The sequence below is a fragment of the Acidocella sp. genome (assembly GCF_050253495.1).
In the GTDB taxonomy this organism is placed as follows: Bacteria; Pseudomonadota; Alphaproteobacteria; order Acetobacterales; family Acetobacteraceae; genus Acidocella.
This window is the reverse complement of record NZ_JBFWIX010000010.1, coordinates 14,391-37,984: the sequence shown is the minus strand read 5'-3', so window position 1 is coordinate 37,984 and position 23,594 is coordinate 14,391. Positions and strand designations below refer to the sequence as shown.

Sequence of the window (23,594 nt, the reverse complement as noted above, 5' to 3'; positions counted from 1 at the left end):
TTATGGACAGAAACCGCAGACAGAATGATTTGCGACATGAGGCGGGCTGGGGCGACATGGGCGGCAATTGGCAAGCAGCTTGGATTGTCGAGAAATACCGTGATCGAAAGAGGGCGGAGATTGCGGGCGATGCCACCGCCGCGCCTTGTGCCGGTTACACGGGATAAGGATGTGGAAATGCTGGAGGATCCGAACAGGGCGCCTTTGCGGGCGGGACATCCGCTGACCTGGGGGTTGCTGACGGATGAGGCGTTTCCCGAAGGAGAGGGCGAATGAACGGCGTGCTGACGGAAGACGAGATCGTGGCGAGGCTGGAAGAGGCGGGGGCGGCGATGTTGTGTATGCCTATGCGTGGATTCTCTACCGGACTGAGGCGGAATCGTTTGGATGTGGTTCATACGGCGTTGGAAGCCTATGGGTGGGACCAGGCTAGGCTGCGTCCGCCGGTTCCATCCGCTTCCATAATGTCGCGAATGGATGAAGCATTCGATTGGCTTTTATTGATTCCCGATAAACAATATATTCTTCGTCGGATTGTTGGGGCACGGGCGCTGGTGCATCCTGTTACAGAACGATATCTTTATTCATGGCGAAAATTGGGAGCTTTGCTGGGGGCGGATCATAAATCCGTGCGGCGTTGGCATGGGCAAGGGATCAAGATGATTGCAGAGGGTTTGGTGAAAAGATAATATTTCTAACGTTAAGTTATTTTCTTGTTGCCCACCTGCCCCGCTTTGACGTAAGGATATGCCTACACTGGTTCTACTGAACACGGCGGGGACGGTATCGACGGGTTGAATGGGGCGGCGGGGTTTCTGGCATTTTCCCGCCGGGCGATGAGAGAGGCGGGACAGAGTCCCTTCTCTCATCATGAGTTGTTGATCAGGCATTTGCAGGGCGTGGCGGACGGAGATTGTGACCGGCTGATGGTGCAGATGCCGCCAGGCTCGGCGAAATCGACCTATGGGTCGGTCTTGTTTCCGGCTTGGTTCATGGCCAGGCGCAAGGGAGCGCAGGTGATTGCGGCGGCGCATACAGCGTCTCTGGCGCATTATTTCGGCGGGCGGGTGAAGGCCGTGCTGGCGCAGCACGGGGCGTGGCTGGGGGTGGAGATCGCCAAGGCGTCCAAGGCGTCCTCGCGGTTTTCACTGACCGGAGGAGAGGAATATTTCTCCGCCGGGGTTCGGGGCCCGATCACGGGGCGGCGGGCGGATCTGATCGTGATCGACGATCCGGTGAAGAGCTGGGCGGAAGCGGAAAGCCAGGTACAGCGCGATGCGCTGTTCGACTGGTACCGGGCCGAGTTGACGGCGCGGCTGAAGCCGGGTGGGCGGGTCGTGCTGATCATGACGCGCTGGCATGAGGATGATCTGGCCGGGAGATTGCTGGCGACGGAAGGCGGGTGGCGCTGTTTGCGGTTGCCGGCGTTGGCGGAGACGGATGATCCGCTGGGACGTGGGCTTGGTGAGGCGTTGTGGCCCGCATTGCAAGGGGTTGAGGATTTGGAGCGCCGTCGCCGCGAGGTGGGGGAGCGGGCCTTTGCCGCAATGTATCAGCAGGCGCCGAGGGCGAAGGAAGCGGGGTTGTTCCGTGTGGGTGCGGTGACGAGGCTGACCGTTGTCCCGGAAGTGAAGATGAGTGTGCGGGCCTGGGATCTGGCGGCGAGCCAACCGGGGCTGGGACGGCGGCCAGATTATACGGTGGGGCTGAAGCTTGGCATGACCGAGGATAACCGGCTGGTGGTACTGGATGTAAGGCGGATGCAAGGCTCGCCCGCGCAGGTGGAGGCCGCCATCAAGGAGATGGCCAGGTTGGATGGGGTGGGCACCGTGATTTCCCTGCCGCAGGATCCTGGCCAAGCGGGGGCGGCGCAGGTGGCGATGCTGGCGCGGGAGCTGGTGGGTTTTAAAATGGTGTCCAGCCCGGAACGGGAGGCCAAGCAGGTGCGGGCGATGCCTGCGGCGACCCAGGTTGACGCGGGAAACCTCGCCATTGTGGCGGGGGGGTGGAACGATATGTTTTTGGCCGAGATGCGGGAATTTCCGCATGGGCGGCATGATGACCAGATCGATGCGCTGTCGCGCGCGGTGAATCATTTGGCGACGCTGGCCTCGGTGCCGGCAAGGCGGCTGAATATATCGTTGTTGAGCCGGTAGCAGGGAAGTTTCTGAAAATCCATGTTCGATACGATTTGCGGCACTATTCCGGTGGATGGGGCGATGCCGTCGCGCGTGGCGCGGCTGGAGGCGTTGCGGCGAGTATTGGATGGCACATTATATGACAATTTGCCCTACCAGTTTCATGAGGAAAGGAACGGCGCCGGGGAATATATTCCATTGCGGCTGCGCAGGCCCTCCGTGCGGTATGGGTTGTGCCGGGTTGTGGTGGAGGATGCCGTGGCGTTGCTGTTCAGCGCGGGGCATTTTCCGGCCATTGAGGCGCAGGACGCGAGCATGGCGCGGGTTCTGGCGGATATATTCGCCGAGGCGCGGCTGAACGAGGTGATGATCGATGCGGCTCTACGGGGGTCTGTGGGGTCCGTGGCGGTATTGTTCAGGGTGCTGGGGGGGAGAATGTTCTTCTCGGTGCTGGAGAGCCTTTATCTGGCGCCGGTCTGGTGCGAGGACGCGCCGGACACGCTGGCCCGCGTGACGGAACGCTATAAGGTTGGCGGGGCCGATTTGGCCGCGCAAGGCTATGAGGATGTGGATCCGGCCGGGCTTTATTGGTTCCAGAGGGTTTGGGACACACAGAGCGAGACTTGGTTCGTGCCCTGGCCGGTGGATGAGCCGCTGGCGCGGCCCGTGGTGGATGAAACCCGCAGCGTGGCGCATGGGCTGGGGTTTGTGCCGTTGGTCTGGATCAAGAATTTACCCGGTGGTGAGGGCGTGGACGGAGGCTGCACGTTTCGGGCGGCGATCGATACGAATATCGAGATCGATTATCAACTGAGCCAAGCCGGACGGGGGCTGAAATACAGCTCCGATCCGACATTGCTGATCAAGGAACCGGCGACGAGCGACAGTGAGATTGTGAAGGGTGCCGGCAATGCCTTGGTGGTTTCGGAAAAAGGCGATGCGAAGCTGTTGGAGATTGGAGGGACGGCGGCGGAAGCGGTGATTTCCTATGTGCGGACGCTGAGGGAATTTGCGCTGGAAAGCGTGCATGGCAACCGGGCCAGCGCTGAAAAGCTGGCGGTGCCGCAATCGGGCCGGGCGTTGGAGTTGATGAACCAGGGGTTGATCTGGCTCGCGGATAATTTGCGGATTTCCTATGGCGATGGAGGAATTCTGACATTGGCCGGGATGGTGGTGAAGGCCTCGCAAATTTTTCCTTTGACGGTGCGCGGCGAGGCGGTGGGGATGTTGGATGCCTCGCAAAAGCTGAGTCTGCGCTGGCCGCGCTGGTATCCGCCCTCCGCCGACGACCGGTTGAAGGAGGCGCAGGCGGTGGCGACGCTGGTGAATGCGGGACAGATGTCCCGCGCGGCGGGGATCAAGGCAATGGCGGCGATGAATGACATTGGGGATGTCGAGGCGGAATTGAATGCGATCGATCAGGAAGCATCATGAGCGATGAAGTGAATGAAGGCGAAAATTGGCAGCAGCGGGCAGAGACGGCGGAAGCGGCTCTGGAGCACGCGCAGGCGCGGGCAAGGGCGCGGATTGTGCTGGCGGAGCTGAAGGCCGAGGCGGTGAAGGCGGGGATGATCGATCTGGATGGGTTGAAGCTGATCGACATTGCCGGGCTGCGGGTGAGTGAGGAGGGTGAGGTTGAGGATGCACCCGTTGTGCTGGCGCAGTTGAAACGGACGAAACCCTGGCTGTTTGGCGGCGGGAAATCATCTTCGGCGGCGGCGAGCGCGCCAAGGCCTGAACCGCCGCGACAGCGCATGGCCAGGGAAATGAGCCGGGAGGAGTGGCTGAGTGCGCGGGCGGCTTTGTTAAAGCGCCAATAAGGCGGATTTCAGAACGGATTGTTTGTGAAGGCCAGAAGCGAGGCTTGCTGGTGAGGGGCTCTTGTGCGCGCGTGGCTGCCTCGGCCGCTCCACGCTTTTTGGTTCATATTTGAAATTCAGGGAAAGACGAGGCGATGGGGATTCAGAATTTTCCGGCTGCTTTGCAGCCGATTATTCAACAGGGTTTTCTGGAACGGGAGTTTGAAACCGCTCTGAAGTCACGGTTGGGGTATCGCATGATTGCCGACCGTGAAGAGTTCGCGGTGGGGATTGGTGAAACGCTGACCAAGACGCGTGCCGGGCTGAAGCCGAGCGTGACCACGCCGTTGGCGGCGGCCAGTAACACCAGCCTGGATAATGGGTTGGTTTCCACCAATTGGGGGGTGGAGCAATATACCATCTCGCTGAATTTCTATGCGGCGACGCAGGACCTCAACATGGTGACGAGCCGGGTGGGCATTGCCTCGCAATTTCTGCAGAATGCCGCGACCAATGGCGAGCAGGCGGCACGGAGCCTGGATGAGCTTGCGCGCAATGCGTTGTTCGCGCCGTATTTTGGCGGCAATACGCGAGTGACCACCACGCTCGCCAATGCTGGGCTAAGTGTCGCGGTGGATGATGTTCGCGGTTTTCGGAACGTGTTCGTGAATGGGGTGCAACAGGTTGTTTCCGCCAATGCGCCGTTGGCGGTGACGGTGGGTTCGAACCTGTACACCTTGGTGGGCGTGGCCCCGGATGAGACCAATGCGTCGACCGCGCCAGGCGGCGTGTCCGGACAATTGACATTCTCGGCCAATGTGACGGTGGCGGATGGCACGGCGGGTAATGCGGTGAAGGCATCCACCGCCAGTGCGATCGTGCGGCCAGCCAGCCGGCTGACCACGGCGGCGTTGCAGGCCACCGATACGCTGACCATGAGCAGCTTGCTGGATGCCGTGGCGTTGCTGAGGCGCAACGCGGTGCCGACGGTGGATGGGGTTTATAATTGCTATCTGGACCCTGTCTCGGCGCGTCAGCTGTTCTCCGACGCGGATTTCAAGCAGCTCTTCCAGGGGGCGAGCGCGTCTAATCCGGTGTTTCAGCAGGGGATGGTCAGCGATTTTCTGGGGCTACGCTTCATCACCACCACCGAGGCCTATGTGCAGGCGCATCCGGTCATTTCAGGCCTGAATGTGCGCCGGCCGATTGTGTGCGGACAAGGGGCGCTGATCGAGGGGGATTTCGCCGGCATGGCCGCGGATGATGTGGCGCCGAAAGACAGCTTGGTGCAGGTGCTCGACGGTGTGGCGATGGTGACGCGCGAACCGATCGACCGGCTGCAACAGATTATCGCGCAAAGCTGGTATTGGATTGGCGGGTTCTGTGCGCCTTCCGATACGACCACCACGCCCAACACCGTGCCGACCGCGACCAATGCGAATTACAAGCGCGCCGTGCTGCTTGAGCATGTGGGTTAAGGGAGCAGGCTGATGGCGAGCGGTTCGACACAGCCATTCCGCCCGGCGGGAACGGTGGGGGTTGCGGCTTCCACCAGCGCCGCGAATGCGGCCCTGGTGGGCGGTGGCCAAGCCGTGCTGGTCTACAATGCAAGTTCGGCGGTGGCGTTTTTCCGGCTTGGTGGGGCTTCGGCGTTGAGTGCTGGCGTTTCCGATACGCCAGTGCCGCCTGGTGGACGCATGCTGGTGGATGCGGGGCCTTTTGTGACCAATGCCGCCGTGCTGCTGAGCACCGGCACGGGCATGGTTTATTTCACGCGTGGCGATGGGGATAATTACTGATGTCCGATACCCTGCCGGTTGCGTTCACTGATGGGCAGAAGGCGGATATTCGACGGTTTTGCGGGTATCCGGCCTATGGATCCGGCGCGGCGGGGTTCAATTCATGGCGCTTCTTCCAGGCCTATGGGACGCTGGAGTACCGGATGAATCATCTGGCCGCGGCGGAGGTGGCGGTGACATTGCAATATATCTCCACTCTTGCCTCCCTGGAAGCGGCGATTCCGCCGACTTCCGATAATTTGGACACGGAGAGCGCCGCGGCGTGGACGCATAATGCGGACGAATTACAGGACAGGATGAATCTGTTCGATGGCTGGCGGCGGCGTTTGTGCGGGTTTCTGGGCGTGGCGCCTGGCCCTGCCCTCGCCCAGTCCGGCGGCATAAGCCTGGTGGTGTGAGATGGATGGGGTGCGGTTGGCGGACAGGCTGGCCTATGGCGCCGGGTGCGCCGCGCGGCGAGTGGGGTTTTTGCACGATGCATATCGCCCCGCGGGGCCATGCGCGCCGCTGGATCTTGTGAACAGGTTCATGCGGCTTTGCGTGGCGCTGGTGTTGCCAGGCGGCGGTGTGACCGGGCCGGGTGGGTTTGGCGTGCCTTTCCGGCAGGCATGGGCGGATTGGTCTTATTTGCGGGTGGGGGATTATCTGGCCGGACCGGAAGGGGTCATGTTCGTGGCGAGCATCGAACCGCCGAAGCCGATGCTGGTGGTGATGACCAATGCGGTTGTGACGTTGGCCAGGCCGGGGGGGATGAGGCAGGTGGGGTTGAATGCCTACGGGGCGGTGGAACCGGCAACGGAGGCGCCGTTGATTACGGGATATCCGGTGGGGTTTTTGGCGGGGGGAACCGGAGACAGGACCAGGAGCGGGTTGCCCGACGATGGCAAGGTACCGGGATTTTCCGTGCTGCTACCCGTGGTGGAAGAGGTGATTCCGCAGGTGGCGGATATTTTGACCAATGAGCGCGGGGAGCGTTATGCGGTCAATTCCGTGGAGGAAACCGGTGGCGTGTGGCGGCTTACGGCCGTGCAGGCGGTGCGGTGATGGCGGACCAGGCGGATGTGGAAGCCGCGCTGGCGGCGATCGTGGCGAATGGAGTGTATCCGCAAGGAACGGCTGGCGTGAGTGCTGTCGGTCAGGCCTGCAAGATTTACCGGGGTTGGCCTGTGGAGCCGGTGCTGGACGTGGATCTGACGGCGGGAATGGCGCATGTGAGCGTGAGTGCCACGGATGCGGCATTGAAGAATGTGACGCGCTACCCGAGGGTTTGGCAGACATTGACGCCCGCGACAGGAACTCTGGCGGTGGATGTGGAGGGGTTGGGCGCCACGTTTTCTGGCCTGTGCTCGACCGGATTGCTGGCCGGTGTGATGGTGGATGGTGAAACCTACCCTTATGCCGTGCAGGCAAACGACAGCGCCGCGACGGTGACAAGCAACTTGGCCGCGCTATTGCGCGAGGGTGGATGGATTGTGGAATATGCCGGCAGCAAGCTGGTTGTCCCCCAGGCCAAGCACTTCACCGCGCGGGTGGTGGCGGGTGCGGGCTCGTTGCAGGAAATCAGGCGGCAGGTACAGGAGTTCCGGGTGGCGATGTGGTGCCCTTCCCCTGCCCTACGCGATGCGCTGGCGCCCGTTCTGGATGCGGCGGTGATGGCGAATGATTTTATCGCGTTGGCGGACGGCTCTTATGGACGGGTCAGATTCGTGAATGGGACGACGAGCGATGCAAGCGCCAATGCGGCGCTGTACCGGCGTGATTTGATCTATGCGGTGGAATACCCGACGACCTTGGCGCAGCAGACACCGGCGATGCTGTTCGGGACCATGGTGACGACAGTGAATATGACGGTGCTGGCGTCTGACAATGTTTGACCAAACCGGTTCGCGGTTTTGTCGAGAATGTCGGTCAGCCTCTCAAGGGCAAGACATTATCAAAGCTGAGGCAGACATGAATTTTCATCTGGTGGTGTTGAAACCATTTGGCACATTCAAGCGGGGGGACCTGATTAAGGATGCGGCGACGGTCCAGAAGATCCTGAGCGGTGGCAATGCGGATTCGGTTGTGCGTGTAGCGGCGAAGGGGAACTGAACCATGCCGATTGTGCAGCAAGGGGCGATTAACACCACCGCCCTGGTGGTGCCCGATTTATATGTGCAGATTGTGCCGCCGCAAGCGTTGCTGCTGAATGGTGTGCCGACGGACATTGTGGGTGTGGTGGGCACGGCGAGCTGGGGCCCGGTGGGCGAGCCGACGGTGATTGGCAGTATGAGTGATTATGCCGCCGCTTTTGGCCAAGTGATGGCACGCAAATATGACATGGGCACGCAGGTGGCAACGGCCGTGCAGCAGGGGGCGGCGAATTTCCGGTGTGTACGGGTAACGGACGGAACCGATACGGCGGCGAGTCTTTCCTTGCTGGGAGCTGTGGTCTTTACCGCGATTTATACGGGCAGCGCGGGTAATGATCTGACCTTAACCCTCTCGTCTGGTTCCGCCGTGAATAGCTGGCGCTTGACTGTGGCGCTGCCGGGACAGAGCCCGGAAGTCTTCGACAATATCGTGGGAAGCGGCGCGGCTTTCTGGCAGAACGTGGCTAATGCGGTGAACACGGGCAATGGCGTGTTGCGTGGGCCCTCGCGGCTTGTGGTGGCGTCTGCCCAGTCTGTCGATGCGACGCCGGTGGCCGGTGTGTATCTGTTTGCTTCCGGCACGCCGGGCAGCGATGGGGCCAATGGCGTGAATGCCGCCGCGCTGGTGGGCAGTGACGCGCTGCCACGCAGGGGTATGTATGCGTTGCGCTCACAGGGATGTGCCATCACGTTGTTGGCCGATACGGACGATTCCACCCAGTGGAGCGTGCAGATGGAATTTGGCTTGTCGGAAAGCACGTATATGATTCTGACTGGGCCGGCGGGTGATACGATCGAAAACGCGGTGGTCGTGAAAGGTGAAGCCGGAGTCGATTCATATGCCGCTAAGATGATGTTCGGCGATTGGGTCTATTGGTTCGATCAGACCAATTCAGTGACAAGGCTGGTTTCACCGCAAGGATTTGTGGCGGGGCGGCTGGCGAATTTGTCGCCGGAGCAATCCTCCTTGAACAAACCGCTTTACGGGGTGGTGGGAACACAGAAGTCAGGCCAACCGGGAGGCGCTACGGCGACATCCTATGCCAGCGCGGATCTTGAAGCGTTGTTGAGTGCCGGAATCGACGTGATTGCCAACCCGCAGCCTGGAGGAACTTACTGGGGCGTGCGGGGTGGACATAACAGTTCGTCATCAGCCGCGACCAATGGAGATAATTACACGCGCCTGACCAACTATATCGCCGCGACCTTGCAAGCAGGCATGGGTGGTTATGTGGGGCAGTTGGTGAATGCCACGCTGTTTCAGAATATTCGCGCGACATTGCTGGCTTTTCTGAATGGATTGCTGCAGCAGGGGATGCTGGGCAGCACCGATGGCAGCGTGCCGTTTGCCGTGGTTTGCGATGTGAACAACAACCCGGTCAGCCGCACGGCGCTGGGATATGTACAGGCCGATGTGCAGGTACGTTATCAGGCGATTAACGAGAAATTCATTGTGAATGTTCAGGGTGGGCAGACTGTGCAGGTGAGTGTGCAGACTGTGCCTGCCTCCGCTTGAATGAGGGTGGTGAGAGATGCCGTTTAATACATTCACTGTCGGCAGCGATTGCCAGATTGTGGTGATGGGGCCGTTCGGGCGTGTGGACCTGGCGCATGTAACGGGGTTTGAAGCGACCCAGGTTACACAGCCCTTGCGCGTGGACCGGTTGGATGGGGTGCAATTGGCGGCTGAGCTGCCCAAGGGATGGAATGGAAGCTTTCTGCTCGACCGGGGCTCTTCGGCCGTGGATGATTTTATCGCGCAGATTGAGGTGGCGTATCATAGCGGCCAGACCATCAATGGCGGAACGCTTTACCAGTATGTGAATGAGCCGGATGGGTCGACCTCGACCTATCAGTTTAACAATGTCGTGTTCAAACTGGCTTCGGCGGGATTGTACAAGGGCGATGCGCCGGTGGCGCAGAAGCTGAGCTTTTATGCCTCGACCCGGACGAGGGTATGATGGCGGACAGCGTGAAGGATAAGACGGGGCGAATGCTGGAATTGCGGCGCTTGGGGGTGCTGGAACAATTGCGGTTGTTCAAGGCGCTGGGGCCGGAGCTTTCTGAAAACCGGGCCTATGTTGGACTGGCGAGAATCGCCGCCGCGGTGGCGATGGTGGATGGTGTTCCCCTGCCCTTTCCGACGAACGAGGCTGCGATCGAAGCGGCGCTGGAGCGGTTGGGTGAAGTAGGAGCCGATGCCGTTGGCAAGGTATTGCTGGCGGAGCAGGAAATCGATTTGGCCGCAGAAGCGGGAAACTAAGCCGGCACCCCGGTCTTGCCGATTGTTTGTATCTGGTGAGATGCGGGGTGCCTTATGAAGTGGCGTTCAATATGGATGAGGCGGAGCGGTTGGCGTTCATCGTGACGATGGGAACGCTGGAGGGACGCGTATTCGATTGGGCGACACTGTGCTGGATGGATTAAGCGGGTGGTTTCGTGCGCCTTTTTCGATATATCCGTATCGTGTCGTAGGCGGACCAGCCTGGCTGGGAGGTGATGCGATGAGCAGTGTTGTACTTTCGCTCGGCGAGGTTGCTTTCCGGGATATGGAGGTGCCGGAGAAGATCAGCTTCGGCGGTCAGCAGAGGCTGGCGATCCAAAATATCATCGGTGGTGGACGAATTGTCGAAGCGTTGGGAATCGATGATGGCGACATTTCGTTCTCGGGTATTTTTTCCGGCTCGGATGCCGTGGCGCGCGCGCAGCTTTTGGATACGGCCCGTGCGTCTGGTGCGCAATTGCCCTTGGTTTGGCGGGGGTTTTATTATCTCGTCGTCATCGCGGGATTCAAAGCTGAATATCGCAAGCCAAATCTGATTCCGTTTTCCATCAATTGTGTGGTGGTAACGGATCCGTTGGCCGCGGCAGTGAATGCGGTGGCATCCGCGGCCAATTTGATTTCCGGCGATCTGGCCATGGCGGCGACATTTTGTGGACAGGCTGGCATTTCCGCCGACATGCTGAGTGCGGCAAGTTTATCCGCCCTGAGCGTTACGCAAGCATCTATTGGTACAGCAATGACGGCGAGCGGCCTAGCCTTGCGGGGAGGGGCTGTGTCCCTGGCGAATGCCATGACGCCGGTGATGGGTATTGGCGCGCTGGGAACGCTAAGCGCTAGTGCCGGGCAGCTTGCAGCTCTTTCCGGTATGGCTGGCTATGTGAATCGTGCGGTCTCCAATTTAGGAGTTGAACTGGCGTGACAAGAAAAATCGTAGTGGTCGCGGGAGGAAATTTATTCGTGGTTGCCGCACAATATCTTCAGGATGCCACGCAGTGGATTAGGATCGCACAGACGAATAATCTTTCCGATCCAATTCTGCGAGGGGTGGTTACGCTGGTGATTCCGGAGGTTAATCCGGCGGCTGGAGGCGGTATTGCCACTTGAGCAGCCAAGAGCGCGGGTAAGTGTGAATGGTGAGCCCGTAGGGAGTGTTGTCGAGTTGGAGGTGCAAGCTCCAGGAGCATTTTTGGCTGGGAAATTCATGGTGGTGTTCGCCATGGGTTTACCGCCGGCTTGGAGTGTTACTGAATTCGCCGGTTTGGAAAACGCTTCTGTAACGATAGAAATGTCGATGGATGGGCTAGCTTATGCCGTGATGATGACTGGGATGGCTGAAAACATCAGGATCGATCTTGCGAGGAATAACGCGGTTGTTTCTGGAAGAAATCTAACATCGCTTTTGATTGATGCGGAAATTTCAGAGAGTTTTGTCAACCAGACAGCTAGCGATGTGGCGGAACTGATTGCTGTGCGTCATGGCATGGTGCCCAATATAACACAGACCATCCAGAGGATTGGTCAATATTACCAGATTGATCATGCGCGCACGGCTCTGAATGTCGGATCAAGGGCAACGACAGAGTGGAATTTACTGTGCAGGCTGGCCCAGGCTGAAGGGTTTGGTGTGTCCGTAACGGATAACGTATTGAATTTCGGCCCAGTGATGCTGGGAGAAACGGTGTTGGCAACGCCGAAAAATTTTATGGCGTTGGAGATAGACCGCGTGACAGTGTTGCCCGCCGCCGTGGCGGTGCGGTCATGGAATACACGCAGCAAGCAAGCGGTTGAACAGAGGGTTGGCGCAGGGACCGTGACGACTCTCGTGCGGCCGAACATGACGGCGGTACAGGCGGGAGATTATGCAAATTCCTGTCTGACAATGTTGATGCGACATGGGAAAATACTGCTTGGTAAAATGCCGGGAGATATAAAATTATCTGTCGGAGACGCGATCTATCTGGCGGATACGAATTCAGAGTTGGACGATACTTATGTGGTGACGTCTTTGACGCGGCGCTTGGGTGGCCGAGAAGGTTTTACGCAAACTGTCAGGGCTTATGCGGTGGAGTAGCTGATGGATCAGCTTTGGAACATGATACGAGCCGGAGCGGGCGGGCTGGACGGTATGATGGGTATGGTGCGGTTTGGTCTCGTATCAAGCTTTGATCCGGTATCTTATTCAGCGAAAGTCATGATTCAGCCCGAAAATGTATTGAGCGGGTGGTTGCCGGTTTTGTCTCCATGGGTGGGGGCGGAATGGGGGATGGCGGCACCGTTGCCGCCTGGAACGCAAGTGGTGATTTTGGCCCAGGAAGGCGATGCCGAGCAAGGTGTGATCGCGGGGGCGGTATGGTCGGCGGAAGACAAAGCCGTGCCAGCGCCGGCGGGTGAATTGTGGTTATGGCATAGATCAGGAAGTTTCCTGAAGTTGTTGAATGACGGCACGATTCAGATGAATGCACCGACGGTGAATGTGCAGGGGAATTTGGTGGTTAGCGGCGATATATCAGACCACGGAGGTGCGCATGGCGCATTGGCGGGTTTGAGGAATGCTTATGACCAGCATGTGCACCAGGCCCCGGATGGTATGACAGGGCTACCGTCGGAGATTGTGTGATGGCCGATTTGTCGTTGTTGTTTGGCGATGATTTGTCGATTGGGCCGACGGGTGATTTGGCTGTCGCTGAAGCGCAGGATTTAACACAACAACGTGTTCTGAGACGATTACTGACAAACCCTTCCGATTATGTCTGGCATCTCTCCTATGGCGCGGGGCTTGGTCAATTTGTCGGCAGGCCGGGAGTGCCGGATCTTGTCTCAGGTGTGATCCGCACGCAGATGCAACTTGAGACGCAAGTTGTGCAGTCCCCTGCCCCATCGGTTGTGTGCAATGTATCGGATGATGGGACGGTTATGGTGTCGATCAGTTATGTTGATGCCGTGACGGGTCAGACGGCTCTTCTTTCATTTTCAATATAGGTCGATATGCAATTATCCTTGCAAAATTTCTCCTCATTGGTGGAGGGAATGGCCGCATCCGTGCAAGGTGCCGCGGCCACGTTGCTCGATTTGACGGTTGGGTCTGTTCTGCGTGCGATTCTGGAGGCGAATGCGTCTGTTGCATTATGGCTGCAATGGTTGATTGTGCAGACGTTGTCAGCAACGAGATTGGCGACCAGCGTTGGCCAGGATTGCGATAGTTTTGGTGCTGATTTTGGCTTCATGAGATTGCCGGCCGTGGCGGCCAGCGGGCAGGTGATATTTTCACGATTTACGCCAAGCCTACAGGCGGTGATCCCCGTGGGGACCTCGGTAACGACGGCAGCCAATACCGGAAGTTTTCTAGTCGTGGCGGATGTTTCAAACCCGGCATATAGCGTCGAGCAGGGAGGATATGTTCTTGCGGCTAACATCGCCTCGGTGAGCGCCCTGGTGGTGGCCGTGTCGCCTGGGGTAACGGGAAATGTGCAGCCTGAGGCAATTTCCTTGATTGGATCCGCGATCGCGGGAGTCGATAGCGTGACAAATGCCGAGGCGATGACGGGTGGTATGGATGCAGAAAGCGATACGGCTTTTAAGGTAAGGTTTGGCGGTTATTTGGCTGGACTATCAAAGGCGACGAATGCCGCGATTGGCAGTGTGATTTCGGGCATCATGCAGGGATTGAGCTATTCGGTCGTGGAGAATGTCAACCAGGCCGGTATGGTGCAGATGGGGCATTTTGTAGTTACGGTGGATGATGGAACGGGAACGCCTTCCGCGAACTTGATCGCGACGGTGCAACAGGCGGTGGATGCCATACGCCCTGTTGGTACAAGCTTTGCCGTGCAGGGACCGGTGGTGGTGAAGGCGAATGTCGAGATGACGTTGACCACCGATGGTTCAGCAGATCATGCTTTGGCTATAATGGCCGTGGCTCAGGCGGTGGAAGCCTATATTGCAAATCTGCCGGTGGGTGGTTTGCTTGGTTATACGAGACTAGCTCAACTGGCCTATGACGCCTCAAGCGCGGTGACGAATGTTTCCGCTCTGCTGTTGAATGGCACGACCACGGACATTGCACCCGGGAGTTTTGGCGTGGTGCGCTCTGGTATCGTAACGGTATCCTGACATGATTGGCGATGTTGCCGATATGGTCAGTCGGATCCGGCAGATGCTGCCAGGACGGTGGTTTGCGGATCAGGCACCTGTGCTGAATGCGGTATTGAACGGATTGGGCCAAGGATGGGCTGGTATTTATACGTTTCTGCAACAGGTGCGCGCGCAGACGCGTATTGCCACGGCTACGGGAATTTTTCTGGATATTGCGGCCCTGGATTATTTTGGCAATGCCTTGCCGCGCCGGGCTGGAGAAGGGGACAGCGCCTTTAGCGCGAGATTGAAGGCGAATCTTCTGGCGCCAAGGGCCACGCGTGCCGGGCTGGTGGATGCTCTGATCAGTTTGACGGGGCAGGTGCCAACCATATTTGAACCGATGAATACGGCCGACACGGGCGGCTATAACGTAAATGTGGCTTATAATAACGTGGGCGGGTATGGGTGCTTGTCGATGCCGTACCAATTTTTGGTGACGGTTAAAAGACCTACCGATTTGCCCGCTAATAATACGGGTGGGTATGGTGTGGGGCCGGGAGGCTACGACGATGCCCCGATGTTTTATGCGTCCGCTGCCGAGTTGGCGGGGAACATAAGCGACAGCGAAATTTATGCGACGATTGCCGAGGTTATTCCGACGGCAAGCATCGCCTGGACGAAAATCACGAACTGAAGGTTTTCCATGGATCGCAATATTGTCTATCCGGGCAGCATTCCGCTCGACACGGATATTCTCTCGACCAACCGCAATGCCATGGTGGGTATTGCGGCGCTGACTGCGGCAACATTGGGTAATGGTGTGGTGGCGGACGGATTGGCCTGCACGCCGACGACGCCAGCGTCGTTATCTGTAGTGGTGGGGCCTGGAAGTATCACGCAGCTTTCACCTCTTGATGCCACGGCCTATGGGTCGCTCGCCGCCGATATCGCGGACCAAATCGTCAAGACTGGGATCAATCTGCAGGCGACAAATTTTACACTGACGGCTCCAGTGGGGTCTGGCCAGTCGATCGACTATTTAATCGAGGCGGCTTTTGAAGAAAGCGATGCGGATCCGGTGGTGTTGCCTTATGTCAATGCCGCAAATCCGGGGCAACCTTTTTCCGGTCCGGCTAATTCCGGTGCGTCTCAGAACACCCAGCGTGTGCAAAGGGTGCAGTTGCAAGTAAAACCCGGAGCGGCCGCGGCGACGGGCGCGCAGGCCATGCCCGCGGTGGATACCGGTTGGGTGGGGCTTTACGCCGTAACAGTGAATTACGGGCAGACGGCGATTACCGCAGCCAGCATCACGACATTGCCACAAGCGCCGTTTCTTCAGCATAAGATGCCAGCCTTGCGGCCTGGTTTGTCATCGATGCAAGTATTTACATCGTCTGGGAACTTCACCGTGCCGAGCGGAGTGGCTGCGGTCAAGGTGACGCTAACCGGTGGTGGTGGTTCTGGAGGATACCACAGCACCATGCCCAGCGGTGGTGGTGGTGCTGGGGCGAAAGCGATTGGTGTGGTGACGGGGCTGACGCCGGGGCAAGTGATTCCCGTGACGGTGGGCGGTGGCGGCGCGGCGCCAACGGGTTACAACAATGGCAATAATGGCGGTGATTCCAGTTTTGGAAATTATATGACCGCTGGTGGCGGTATTGGCGGAAATGGCGGGACGGCCAGTAACTTTGCCAATGCCGGAGGAGCGGGAGGAACGGCTTATGGCGGACAACTCAATATGGCCGGATCAGTCGGCACGGATTCAATTATGGTTGCGTGCAAGGGCGGTGACGGTGGCGGGCCTGGTAATGGCCGGGGAGCTAGCGGTCCACTCTCGGGCATTGCGGCTTCTGGGTATGGCGGTGGTGGCGGTGGTGGCGGCTGCTCTTCAGGGTCCAGTCCGGTAGGCTCGCCTGGTGGTGCGGGGGGGGCTGGTTTCGTGATGGTCGAATATTGAGGAGGGGCCGATGACAACGCCCGCGACGTATTTATGGCGACCGTCAAATGCACGCTATGTGCAGATCGACGGATTTGTGAGTGTGCCGCGCGGACCGCAGGTGCCGCCACCAAAGCCGTTAGTTTGGCCGGAAAAAGATCCGGGTGATACGTTGGATTATGTCTTTGACATTTCGCCCGCGCTGACAGCCAACCCTGGGGATGTGATCAATACGCTGGATGTGACGGTAAGCCCCGCTAATCCGGGGGACCTGACGCTTGTCTCGGCTGCTGCTGATGGGCCGCGCGCCGTGTTGTGGCTGAGCGGTGGCCAAGCGCTAACCAACTATACCGTGACGGTAAAAATAGGAACCGTCGGAGGACGGATGCTGACACGCAGCATTACCTTGCCCGTGGTGACTCTGGCCTCCGTGCCAGCACCGCAAGCGGCACTGACCACGGCTGCGGGACAGGCCCTGACCGACCCGACGGGTACGCCCCTTACGATTATTTGAGGTGACGACTTCATGACGACCATTGGCCAGTTACCGCTTGCGGCTTCGGTTTCCGACAACGATGAAATCGCGATCTTTCAGAATGGCCAGACCATGTCTGCAACACGCGCGCAAATTCTGGCGGGTGTACAGACAGAGCTGACATTGCCGCAGGATACGTTGTTGGGCGGGGTGGGGCCAGGGACGGCGGTACCGGTACCGATTGAGATTGGAGCGAATCTGGTATTGTCTGGCTCGACGCTTGCGGCGACAGCGGCACCGTTCGACATTTCAGCTTTGCCCACCGGAAGTGTGCCCGTCGCAGCGGATTTGGTGGCGCTGGGACAGGGAGGGGACAACCAGTCTGTGTCTTACGGCAATTTCATGGCTGGACTTGCCAATGTTTCTGGGGTGCCGGGAGGAGCTTTGCTGGCGACGGCGGCGGGTGGCTCGGCGGCACGGACCATTGCCGCGCTGGCCGCGAATGCGGTTTCGATCGAGGATTTTGGGGCCGTGGGCGATGGAGTCACCGATGACAGTGCGGCTTTGTTGAAAGCGGTGGCCAGTGGTCAACCCGTTCGGTTGGGCGCCAAGACATATGCCATTGCCGGAGAATGCGATATTACAGGAACAACCTGTAGCCTGATTGGTGTTGCGGGGCTTTCCATGTTGAAGCGCTGTGCTCAATCCAGTGTTGGCAGTGCAAGCACGGCAACCTGGATCAACGTAGCGTGTACGAACTTTTATGCCGATGGCGTGACCTTCGATGCGAACGCCGCGATTACGGCAAATACGCTGGCGGTGGCGATTCAGCCAGCTTGCTCACGCTCATTGATTACGCGCTGCGTATTCCAGAATGCGAAGGGTGGAAGTAACGGTAATGGCCTGACCTATCTTGCGAATGATCCATCGGTAACCGAACATCATGTTCAAGACTGTGAGTTTGCGTTCAATGCGGCAAACGGGCTGATGGTGTTCGCCATGGATGGCCTCAGTGTCACGAACTGCCGAGCCCATGATAATGGCGTGAATGGTATTTACGCGGATAGCCACGATTCGACCTTTAAGCAAAAAGTCCGTGCGTTGCATGTTGCCGAGAACAGCTGCTGGAATAATAATCAGGTTGGAATTTTGGTTGGCAATTTTGTGGCCAATAATGTGTTTTCCCAGCCATTTTTATACGGTAATTCGAATCCTGATATTCTGGCGGCGGTTATCTCCGCGAATAATTGTTATTCCAACGGAATTTATGGGATCTATATTTCCGGTAGAAATATTCTCGTTTCTGGAAATCTGTGCACCAATAACAGTACCAAGGTAACATTTGGTGCAGGGATTTTGTGCGACACGGGATATTGCAAGATCACAGGCAATATGATCACGGGGGCCACGGCTTTCGGGATCGATTGTGGTGGATCGATCTATACGGAAGTGGATAGCAATTATATCAATGGTTCATATACAGGTATTAACATAGGCGGTGGACAATATTGCACTGCACGGTCGAATTTTATTCAGGATTGCACCGCTATCGGGATTGCGGTGCAAAATGTTGAGTCTGATGGTTCTGGAGATAATTTCGGGCTGGCTTGTACGGGGCTTTCCATTGTTGGAAACTGGATTGCTTATAGCGGTAATACCGTTGGTGTGTTGATCCGGGATGGTGCGCAAAATGTGAGGGTTGAGGATAATATCCTTATGGCCTCCGCGGGAAGTAATCTGACCACGGCGCTTTCGGCTTATACGGATTCGATTATCATACGTCGAAACCTATTGAATTTCACAACACGCTGGGTGGTAAATCCAGCTTTGGTGAATGGCGTCTATACGCTGACTGTTCCTGATCTTGCCGATATTGTCAGTATTTCCCAGGCTAATATGTCTGTTTCCAGTATCATGACCTCACAGGCCGTGCAGGCGGCAGGGCTTGTGACCTTCATTAAGATAACAAATGGGGGAACGGGTTATACAACAGCATCCGTGACGATTAACGGTACGGGGACAGGCGCTGTTGCCCAGGCCTGGATTTATGGTGGTAAGGTCATCGGTGTGCAGATGACATCGTTTGGAAACGGTTATGACGCGGCCACCTCGGTAACCATTGCGGGAGATGGCACTGGTGCCACCGCGACAGCGCAGGTTGGTTTGCCGGTCTGGAAAGGCAAAGAACTGACCATTGATTGCTTGACGGGCGTGACGTTTGCCTCCGCCGGATCGTCCCCGGCCCAGAGCAACTGGACGGGAGCGCCGATTACCGTGCCGGCTGGCGCGAGCATCGATTGGGTTGGAATGGGGGGGGCCGGTTGGCGCGCGGCGCGGTTTGCGCAGAATGATTATGTTTTGCCGAACGGCGATGGAAGCGTTACGCTGAAAAGTAGTTCGGGAGATGTTTCGGTGCATCCTGCTGGAAGCGGTGGATTGAGACTGATTTCCGATATGGAATCGACTGGCGCGCTGGAGCTGATCGGGCGAGGGTCACCGTTGAATGTCATTTCTGCGCCGGCTGGGTCAACATTCAGGAATTTGAACGGCGGTGTGGGAGCAACATTCTGGATCAAGCAATCGGGGAGTGGTTCGGCGAACTGGATTGCTGTTGCCTGAATTTTTCGATTTCCAGACATAGGGTCATTTCATGACAACGATAGCACAATTGCCCGCGGCATCATCCGTGGGCGAGGGAGATTTGCTGCCCTTATCTCAGGCGGGACTTGTTTATTCCGTCACGGTCGCAGGGTTGAGGTCAGGGCTGCAATCAACGATCAATGTGCCATCTGGGGCATTGCTGGGACGGGTGAGTGTGGGGACAGGCGGGCCAGAGGCTGTTTCCGTGGGTGACGGCCTGGCAATTGAGTCTGGCGCGCTTATGGCAACCGGTGCGGACCATGCGGAATTTCCCATACAGGCTGCATTGGGGCTCTCCGACGACGTGGTGATCAACACGCAGAATGGGCCGGGTTTGCTGCCCATGACAGCGTTGCGGGGCTTGTTTTCGGCTGGTGAAGGGATCTCCATTGATTCCAATGGGATCGTGACTGTCACGGTATCGGCCGTCGCGGGACCGGTAGGACCGCAAGGTCCAGCGGGACCGCAAGGAAATGCTGGTCCGGCGGGTCCGACAGGGCCTGCGGGTGTTGGACTTGAAGGGCCGGCTGTCAGTAATTCGACCGGCAATGTCAGTGCGGGGGATTATGTGCCTTTATGGCAGAATGGCGCATTGGCCTGGGTTCCCTATGGTCAGTTTCTCTCTGGACAGACGATTGATCAGTTGCCAGCTTCAGCGCCTGTTGCCGATAGCGACGAGTTGTTGGTGGCTCAGAGTGGAAATATGCTGAGTACACAGAGTTTTGGGGCAGTTTGGACGTATATACGAAACAAACTTTCCACAGTGCTGGCGGGTGTTGTGGAATTGACGGGTGACACAATTCTCGATGCGACGGTGCATAATAATCGTTTGCTGGTAGCAAGCCAGCCTTTGACGCTAACCGCCGATTTTGAAAATATGGGCTCCGGATTTGTATGTGAGCTGATTAATCTTTCGGCCGGTGCCGTGACGATGGGAGCTGGAATCATGTCTGGCTCGGGGGGAACGGTGCTGCCGCCTGGAGGCGAAACCAAGCTATCTGGCATCAGCTATTCAGGTGGTTCGCTGGTGTGGTGGAGTGGAATCATTCCTAATGCGCCGACCATTACTGTGGGGCAGATAGCAGCGCCCGTCGTTGGATCGGCCTTCGTGGTTGGAGGTGGAATTTTCAACGATGCTCCCTTGGCTTTGGACTATTCCACCGATGATGGTACGAGTTGGGTTGCGGTATCGGATCCGGTGATTTCCGCTAATGCCTATAGCTTCACCGCGTCCGGGTTGGTGGCGGGAACGTATACGGTGCGGGTGCGAGACCATGCCAATGAAGCCGTCATTGGTGTGTCAAACAGTTTTACTGTTCTAGCACCTGAAGTGACCATTACCGCGCTGCCGAGTGTTATCATGGCGAACGCGGCATTGAATATAACGGGTATGGTTGTACCGTCAGGCAGCCAGGTTAGAATTGGGCTTTCCAGTAGTGCCACCGTTGCGCCGACCAGTTGGGTGAGCACCACGGTGAATGGTGGCACCTGGGCGGGTAGTGTAACGCCAGCAGGTACGGGAACATTTTATTTGTGGGCTGAACAGGTCAACGATACGTCGGTACAGGCGGTATCTTCCGCGATGTCCGCCGTTCAGGCGAGCTTGAGCATTTCCGTATCGTCTACTGGCACGGTGGGAACCGCACTGGCTGTAACCGGCAATGTGACGCCGGTTAGTGATACGGTGAATATCCAGCTTTCCGCCAGCAATAGCACGGTTCCCACGAGTGGTTGGACGGTGGCGACGAATAGCAGCGGTAATCTCTCTGGTTCGCTGACACCTAGCGCGGCGGGAACCTATTACGTATGGGCACAGGATTCAACAAGCGGGTTGAATGCTGTTTCTGATGCCGTGACGGTGGCGGCGGCATCCTCGGTGGCATATGGGATCAATAATCCTGGTGGATCTTATGCCCATGGGTCGGGGACAATTCCACTGAATGGCAGTGTGACGCCGGCACAGGCGGTTGCCACGCAACTCTCGCTTTCGACCTCGAATACGGTGACGCCGACAAGTGGTTGGCAGGCTGCATCGATCATCGATTCCAACACACTCTGGGCGGTTTATTACAATACGCCGGCCAGCGCGGGAAATTATTATGTTTGGGTGCAAACCACAGCCGGGGCTAGTACAACGGTAAGCAGTTTCACAATTTCCGTGACTTAATCAATGACGATCTTATTCAATGCAATCGGATCGCCTTTGATGTCCGGTACGGGACGGCGTGTTTTGGCTGCGGCCTTGCCTGAAGGGGCATCTTCTCTTCCAGGATTGTTCGCAGGGCCATACCCGTCGGATATTGATGGGCTTTCAGGGTGGTGGGATGCCGGTTTGATCAGCGGGTTGGCTGATGTGAACGGCGCCACGCTTGCCGCGAGCAACAGTGTGGTTGGCTATGTCGTCGATAAATCCGGTCAGAGCGCGGCGCTGGTTCCGTATCATATCGCGGCGGATACCAGCCCGATTGCAACCATGGCGGTGCCTCGCGTGAATGGGTATCTGGGAGCCGTTGGGGCACCTGATTCGAGCATCGCGGATTATGGACCGACGCTGGATCCAGATTGGGGATTGGCGCATCCGTCTTTGGAATTGGGTGCGGGACAAGCCTGGACACGATATTTAGTCTGGACGCGTCCGAATTGGCGGCAGAATACTTACTATGTGAACGCCCAGCCCATTCCGTTAATCCATGCAACCGCTGGAACGGGTATGACGATCTTGCAGGCCGATGGTCCGGAAGGTAGCGACCTTACTTTGTTTCCTGGAACGGTAAACCAGACGGTTCTTTCTTCTGGTTTAACCCGACGGCATAGCCACGCGGTGATTCTGCGCAATATGCCAGGCAGCGGTGTGGATGTGTGGGTGGATGGAACCCAACTTGCCACTGCCGTGACTAACCCTTTGCCGGTGAGTGCCGCTGGGCAGGTTTTGTTCTTGCATGATGGAACGGTTCAAGGCTCGGCTCAATGTTGGTTTCATGAAGCGGCAAGCTGGGAAAAAGCATTGAGTACGACGGAGATACAGAATTTGATCTCCGCGCAGAGCCGATGGGTTTTGGGAATGCGCCGTGGTGTAAGCTTGTTGGTGATGGGGCAATCAAACGCGGCTTGGTTTATCAATGCGGGAGGACCGCTGGCACTTGCACAGGGCATGGCTTGGTATCTTGGAGCGGCCGCCTATGGATATAAAGCGGCGATTTCTGGGACGTACCTTTCTCCCAACAGATATTCAGTGATTTCCGGTCATCCCATTTCAAATTCTTCACCGCCATTATTCCCGCCGGGAACAGGGAACGGAACATTCCTGACAAATCCTAATGATGGCTCTGATCCGGCGGGTTGGAGTGGTGGGCCTGACTTTACGGCACTGACAGATTATTTAACAGGAAATGCCTCCCTTGTTTCAACCGTTGATGAAGCAGATCTGGCGTTTCTGATTTGGCCATGGTCGGAACAGGATAGCACCATGCCATATGCGAACAAATCCCTTTACAAGGGAACGGTGCTGCGTTTGCTTGAATTGACAAGAGGCTTGCTGAACCGTTCAGCGGCACAATTACCATTACTGGCATGGAATGCCATTCCTTATGAGACGGATAGCGGTGTACAGATGGTACGTGAATCGATTGCCGATTTGGCCGCGGATAGCGAGAATAATATATTCGTGTTTGCAAAGCAAACGGCCGACTCAAACCCGCTAAATGCTGCGTATGATCCAATGACGGGCTTGTTCAGCGGGGGCGACCCTGAACACCGGGATGAACCAGATTTGTTGCGGTTTGGACGTGTTGGCGCGCATATTGCCGGGCGGACCGCCAGTGCTGGCGGGTTGTATGATTCTATCCAGACAACGGATTTGCCGGATGCTGGGTTGCCCATGAAGGGCGGGCCGCAGATCGCGCATGTTTATCGGGAATCGGATACGGAGTTGTTGCTGACGATCAGCCATGATTCTGGAAATGACCTGATTGTACCCCTGCAGGCTGTAAATGGGGCTGGTTTTGCCGTGATGGATGGTGGATCCGTTGCCGATCCGGGGGCGATTATTCCCGCCGTGGCCGCGGTACGGGTTGATGCAACCCATGTTTCAGTGACTTTGAGCAAAGCCATAAGCAATGCTTCGGATGCGGTTTTGTTTTTCTATCCCTATGGAAGTACGCAGATTGGCCGCGGGAATGCCATCACCGACAATATGGCAAGCCTGACGCCACCGGCAAACTGGAATATTGGGCAGGATCTCGGAACGGCATGGAGTATGAACATGCCTCTGCAGGCAACGGCTTATCCGATAACGCTTTCGGATACCCCGTCATAGGG

At 57.5% G+C, this 23,594-nt stretch carries 27 protein-coding genes; all 27 read left to right on the top strand.

Annotated features, from left to right (window positions below; all coding sequences use genetic code 11):
- Positions 1–36: 36 nt before the first annotated feature.
- On the top strand, positions 37–276 hold the full coding sequence (locus AB7D48_RS09515; protein WP_427978174.1) for an AsnC family protein: 240 nt from the start codon (positions 37–39) through the stop codon (positions 274–276).
- A complete protein-coding gene (locus tag AB7D48_RS09510; protein ID WP_427978172.1) occupies positions 273–689 on the top strand; it encodes a DUF6362 family protein in 417 nt (138 codons plus the stop codon). The genes AB7D48_RS09515 and AB7D48_RS09510 overlap by 4 nt, the downstream gene beginning before the upstream one ends.
- Positions 690–836: 147 nt before the next feature.
- Positions 837–2,156 (top strand): phage terminase large subunit, encoded by a 1,320-nt coding sequence (gene terL / locus AB7D48_RS09505; protein WP_427978169.1) that lies wholly within the window; start codon positions 837–839, stop codon positions 2,154–2,156.
- A 21-nt stretch (positions 2,157–2,177) separates the two neighbouring features.
- Positions 2,178–3,572 carry a phage portal protein gene (locus AB7D48_RS09500; RefSeq protein WP_427978167.1) on the top strand — a complete coding sequence of 465 codons (1,395 nt, stop codon included), beginning with the start codon at positions 2,178–2,180 and terminating at the stop codon, positions 3,570–3,572.
- Positions 3,569–3,958, top strand: coding sequence for a hypothetical protein (locus AB7D48_RS09495; protein ID WP_427978165.1), 390 nt, complete (start codon positions 3,569–3,571; stop codon positions 3,956–3,958). The genes AB7D48_RS09500 and AB7D48_RS09495 overlap by 4 nt, the downstream gene beginning before the upstream one ends.
- A 134-nt stretch (positions 3,959–4,092) precedes the next feature.
- Entirely contained in the window at positions 4,093–5,415 is a 1,323-nt protein-coding gene (locus AB7D48_RS09490; RefSeq protein WP_427978162.1) for a DUF4043 domain-containing protein, read from the top strand.
- A 12-nt stretch (positions 5,416–5,427) separates the two neighbouring features.
- On the top strand, positions 5,428–5,736 hold the full coding sequence (locus AB7D48_RS09485; RefSeq protein ID WP_427978159.1) for a hypothetical protein: 309 nt from the start codon (positions 5,428–5,430) through the stop codon (positions 5,734–5,736).
- Positions 5,736–6,134, top strand: coding sequence for a hypothetical protein (locus AB7D48_RS09480; RefSeq protein ID WP_427978156.1), 399 nt, complete (start codon positions 5,736–5,738; stop codon positions 6,132–6,134). Before AB7D48_RS09485 ends, AB7D48_RS09480 begins: the two co-directional genes overlap by 1 nt.
- A 1-nt stretch (position 6,135) precedes the next feature.
- Positions 6,136–6,780, top strand: a complete 645-nt coding sequence (locus AB7D48_RS09475) for a hypothetical protein (RefSeq protein WP_427978153.1) — start codon at positions 6,136–6,138, stop codon at positions 6,778–6,780.
- The gene (locus tag AB7D48_RS09470) at positions 6,780–7,610 is read left to right on the top strand and encodes a hypothetical protein (protein ID WP_427978150.1); all 831 of its coding nucleotides are present in this window, start codon (positions 6,780–6,782) and stop codon (positions 7,608–7,610) included. The genes AB7D48_RS09475 and AB7D48_RS09470 overlap by 1 nt, the downstream gene beginning before the upstream one ends.
- Positions 7,603–7,827: a hypothetical protein gene (locus AB7D48_RS09465; protein ID WP_427978148.1), complete on the top strand. Its 225-nt coding sequence runs from the start codon at positions 7,603–7,605 to the stop codon at positions 7,825–7,827. The genes AB7D48_RS09470 and AB7D48_RS09465 overlap by 8 nt, the downstream gene beginning before the upstream one ends.
- Positions 7,828–7,830: 3 nt before the next feature.
- Positions 7,831–9,384, top strand: coding sequence for a phage tail protein (locus tag AB7D48_RS09460; RefSeq protein ID WP_427978145.1), 1,554 nt, complete (start codon positions 7,831–7,833; stop codon positions 9,382–9,384).
- A 16-nt stretch (positions 9,385–9,400) separates the two neighbouring features.
- The gene (locus tag AB7D48_RS09455; RefSeq protein WP_427978143.1) at positions 9,401–9,829 is read left to right on the top strand and encodes a hypothetical protein; all 429 of its coding nucleotides are present in this window, start codon (positions 9,401–9,403) and stop codon (positions 9,827–9,829) included.
- Positions 9,830–9,840: 11 nt separating this feature from the next.
- Positions 9,841–10,131 (top strand): hypothetical protein, encoded by a 291-nt coding sequence (locus AB7D48_RS09450; RefSeq protein ID WP_427978141.1) that lies wholly within the window; start codon positions 9,841–9,843, stop codon positions 10,129–10,131.
- A gap of 26 nt (positions 10,132–10,157) precedes the next feature.
- Positions 10,158–10,295, top strand: a complete 138-nt coding sequence (locus AB7D48_RS09445) for a hypothetical protein (protein WP_427978139.1) — start codon at positions 10,158–10,160, stop codon at positions 10,293–10,295.
- Complete coding sequence (locus tag AB7D48_RS09440) at positions 10,268–11,071, top strand: hypothetical protein (RefSeq protein WP_427978137.1); 804 nt, start codon at positions 10,268–10,270, stop codon at positions 11,069–11,071. Before AB7D48_RS09445 ends, AB7D48_RS09440 begins: the two co-directional genes overlap by 28 nt.
- Positions 11,068–11,256: a hypothetical protein gene (locus AB7D48_RS09435; protein ID WP_427978134.1), complete on the top strand. Its 189-nt coding sequence runs from the start codon at positions 11,068–11,070 to the stop codon at positions 11,254–11,256. Before AB7D48_RS09440 ends, AB7D48_RS09435 begins: the two co-directional genes overlap by 4 nt.
- Before the next feature lie 82 nt (positions 11,257–11,338).
- On the top strand, positions 11,339–12,223 hold the full coding sequence (locus AB7D48_RS09430; protein WP_427978131.1) for a hypothetical protein: 885 nt from the start codon (positions 11,339–11,341) through the stop codon (positions 12,221–12,223).
- A 3-nt stretch (positions 12,224–12,226) separates the two neighbouring features.
- The gene (locus AB7D48_RS09425) at positions 12,227–12,769 is read left to right on the top strand and encodes a phage baseplate assembly protein V (protein ID WP_427978129.1); all 543 of its coding nucleotides are present in this window, start codon (positions 12,227–12,229) and stop codon (positions 12,767–12,769) included.
- Positions 12,769–13,131 carry a hypothetical protein gene (locus tag AB7D48_RS09420; RefSeq protein WP_427978127.1) on the top strand — a complete coding sequence of 121 codons (363 nt, stop codon included), beginning with the start codon at positions 12,769–12,771 and terminating at the stop codon, positions 13,129–13,131. The genes AB7D48_RS09425 and AB7D48_RS09420 overlap by 1 nt, the downstream gene beginning before the upstream one ends.
- Before the next feature lie 6 nt (positions 13,132–13,137).
- Positions 13,138–14,262, top strand: coding sequence for a baseplate J/gp47 family protein (locus AB7D48_RS09415; protein ID WP_427978125.1), 1,125 nt, complete (start codon positions 13,138–13,140; stop codon positions 14,260–14,262).
- A 1-nt stretch (position 14,263) separates the two neighbouring features.
- Positions 14,264–14,920, top strand: coding sequence for a hypothetical protein (locus AB7D48_RS09410; RefSeq protein ID WP_427978123.1), 657 nt, complete (start codon positions 14,264–14,266; stop codon positions 14,918–14,920).
- 9 nt (positions 14,921–14,929) lie between these two features.
- A complete protein-coding gene (locus tag AB7D48_RS09405) occupies positions 14,930–16,183 on the top strand; it encodes a glycine-rich domain-containing protein (RefSeq protein WP_427978120.1) in 1,254 nt (417 codons plus the stop codon).
- A 10-nt stretch (positions 16,184–16,193) separates the two neighbouring features.
- The gene (locus tag AB7D48_RS09400; RefSeq protein ID WP_427978117.1) at positions 16,194–16,676 is read left to right on the top strand and encodes a hypothetical protein; all 483 of its coding nucleotides are present in this window, start codon (positions 16,194–16,196) and stop codon (positions 16,674–16,676) included.
- 12 nt (positions 16,677–16,688) lie between these two features.
- Positions 16,689–19,256 (top strand): right-handed parallel beta-helix repeat-containing protein, encoded by a 2,568-nt coding sequence (locus tag AB7D48_RS09395; protein WP_427978115.1) that lies wholly within the window; start codon positions 16,689–16,691, stop codon positions 19,254–19,256.
- Positions 19,257–19,287: 31 nt separating this feature from the next.
- Complete coding sequence (locus AB7D48_RS09390; protein ID WP_427978112.1) at positions 19,288–21,444, top strand: collagen-like protein; 2,157 nt, start codon at positions 19,288–19,290, stop codon at positions 21,442–21,444.
- Positions 21,445–21,447: 3 nt separating this feature from the next.
- Complete coding sequence (locus tag AB7D48_RS09385) at positions 21,448–23,592, top strand: hypothetical protein (protein WP_427978110.1); 2,145 nt, start codon at positions 21,448–21,450, stop codon at positions 23,590–23,592.
- The last annotated feature ends 2 nt before the right edge of the window (positions 23,593–23,594 follow it).